3 protein-coding genes are annotated in these 2970 nt (G+C 31.3%); all 3 read left to right on the plus strand.

Annotated features, from left to right (window positions below; translation table 11 throughout):
* Positions 1-1009 (plus strand): RHS repeat-associated core domain-containing protein (locus tag RWN11_RS08050; RefSeq protein ID WP_314161220.1); only part of this gene is annotated, 1009 nt, incomplete at its 5' end.
* A gap of 583 nt (positions 1010-1592) precedes the next feature.
* Positions 1593-2234 carry a hypothetical protein gene (locus RWN11_RS08055; protein WP_314161221.1) on the plus strand — a complete coding sequence of 214 codons (642 nt, stop codon included), beginning with the start codon at positions 1593-1595 and terminating at the stop codon, positions 2232-2234.
* Positions 2235-2238: 4 nt separating this feature from the next.
* Entirely contained in the window at positions 2239-2685 is a 447-nt protein-coding gene (locus RWN11_RS08060; RefSeq protein WP_314161222.1) for a hypothetical protein, read from the plus strand.
* The last annotated feature ends 285 nt before the right edge of the window (positions 2686-2970 follow it).

Genomic DNA, 2970 nt, shown 5'->3' on the forward strand with positions numbered 1-2970 from the left:
CCATTTGGGAAGTTCTTCATACATTACGGATAGAGAGGGAAGAATAATCCAGCATACGGAGTATATTGCCTTTGGAGAAGTGTTGTTTGAGGAACACAGCACAAGCAAGACTATGCCGTATCTGTTTAATGGGAAGGAGTTAGACCAAGATACTAATCTCACCTATTATGGAGCAAGATATCTCGATATGAAGACTTCCCTGTGGCTAAATGTAGATCCGCTCGTAGAAAAAACGATGCAACCTTATGCCTATGCTAATAACAATCCTGTGAGGTTTATTGACCCGACAGGAGAATTTCCTATCTTAATAAATGGAAAAGTTAGTAATGATAGTGAAAGGGCTAGCCTAACATATTGGAGTTCTAATATTTTAAATACAATTTCAGATAAAACAGGATATAATATTAATCAATTTATGTATGTTGATGGAGATAAAAGTATCTGGGCGTATTATCGCGCTAATTTGGGAAGAGATTTTGCAAAAACTCAAGCACTAGCAATATATAATCGTTTAAAAGAAAGTGTTAAGGATGGAAAAATTACAGAACAATTACAAGTATTTACGCATAGTAGAGGATCTGCATATGGACAGGGATATATGGAGGGGCTAAGAAAAGAAATTATTAGTTTGGCTAAAGCTGATGGATTATATTTTTCTTATGGAGCAGATAATTTGATAGAATATTCTGTAAATTTAGCTCCTCACCAATCAAATAGCCTTTTTTATGAGAAGTCAGGAACTACGAATATAAATATCTCTCATTATGGAGATCTTTTATCAGGAAATGATGCAAAAGGTAATGTAATAAATATACATTCTCAACCTCCTAGTAGAATGAAAGATCAACATGGTAATGCAACACATAATAAAGAACTGAATATGGTTTTAGAAGTTTTAAAAAAAGGAAAGAATGATATTTTTAATAGAATAAAAAATGCATATAAGCATTATGATAATACAAACCAATGTAATGGTTGTAGAGAATCTACAGTTAAAGGCTCAAATTAACAATTATGTCAGAAGATAATATTATACTATACTTATTGTGTATATCATGTTTATCCCTTAATATTCTTTTATTAAGAAGATCTCTTAAAATAGGAGTGTTTATTTTTTTAGTATCTTTTATTATTAATATAGCATTATTCTATAATATGATATTTAATGGTAAATATGGTTCATCTTTTCTATGGTGGTTTATATTAGTTATTTTTAATTTTATGGTTATTATCATTGATATAATTGTAATAATTTTAAAATACTTAAAAAAATAAAATGGATAATATACAAACATATTGTTTTTAGGTATAAAAAAGCATAGTCGTTCATTAAAAATCATCCGTACGAATTTGTAAAAAGATACGGAGGTTTTCTCCAATTCGTGGAAAAGCACTGTAGGAATTTTATATATGGAACGAAATACCTCGATATGAAGACTTCCCTGTGGCTAAATACCGACCCACTCAGTGGTTATAATCCTATGAGACTGAACACTATATAGACGGACAACACAACAGTGGTGTATTCAACCCAATGAATATGGCAACATATTCTTATACTTATCAAAATCCGATATTATATATAGATCCGAATGGGAAGCAAGGTAGAATGGAAAAAGGCATGGGAAAGTGTTAAACAAGGAGTAAAAGATTTTGTATCAAATCCCCTAGTTCTGGATGCATTAACAGATGGGGGATATAGTAGAGGATTAAGAGAAATAGAATATGCAAAAACCAATCCTTCTACAATGGAATGGGTGGCATTTCAAGCAGGAGAAAATGCAAGAGAAATAAAATCTGAATTTATGGGTGGTTATGGTGTTGGGGGAATAAAAAATACAAGAATAAATTTATCTAAGGGAGGAGCTTATGGAAAATTCAATAATTTATATGATAGTAATGGTAAACTGTTAACTAATAAAAATCACTTACCAATCATTAAATCATATAAATTAGCAGGATTTAAGATTTCAGATTACATGGGGAGTGCTAATATTATGACTATTTCAGATCATAAAAACTTTATTTCAACAGGCTCATCTAAAGCTGCAATAGCTTTTAGAGATGCAGAAGCTCAACTATTGAAATCTGGAAAATTTATAGAGGCTTTTGATCTAAATGCTAATGCTATACGCAAACAATTTGGAAATAAGTATGATAATGCGCTAAAAGAAGCGAAAGAGCATTATCAAAATAAAGTAATCCCTATATTACGAAAACAATATAATAAATAAAATTATGCAATTTATCCCTTTTATATCAGTAGGAGAGTTCTTATTTGAAAATACCATAGAAGAAATCAAAAGATTAGTCAAAGAAAATTTTATCACAGGAGTTAAAGAAGAGCTGGATAAAAAGTATTTGTCATTATATATCCCTGTAAGAGGGGTTTTTATTGTGTTTAGTGAAATGGGCGATTATATTAGAACCATTGAAGTAGAAAATGATGTTTTCTTTCAAGAAGTAAATTTATTTAGAATGTCTTTTGAAAATATAAAATGCTTTATTGAGGAAAATGATAAAGATTATAAAATAATAGATGATTGCACATTAGAAAGTAAAAAATATGGATTTCTGATAGCAAAAAAGACAGATAATAGCAATACATTAACTTTTTATAGTAAAAAATATTTACAAGAAGAAGATATATCACCAGATGACATTATAAAATATTATTTAGGATAATGAGTAATGTTCCATAACTCCTTATGGATTGAATAAAGCAGAAGAATAGAAGTTCATTGAAAGCATAAAAACAGGAACGCAAAGGAGATTGCGTGAGGGATGGCAGCGGATACCCCACAGCCGTAGTTGTGGGGTTTTAGCATGGCTGACGGCGAGGAGTAATAGCGTACAGCCCGACCCGATGAAGCAGGAACAGCCTTGGCAAGGGGCACGCCCAAAGAAAAAACAAAGAGGCGGGGGAAGTTTCCTTATCCAGAACAACCATTATGCGTATGATTTGGTAGG

The organism is uncultured Gemella sp. (genome assembly GCF_963519265.1).
In the GTDB taxonomy this organism is placed as follows: domain Bacteria; phylum Bacillota; class Bacilli; order Staphylococcales; family Gemellaceae; genus Gemella.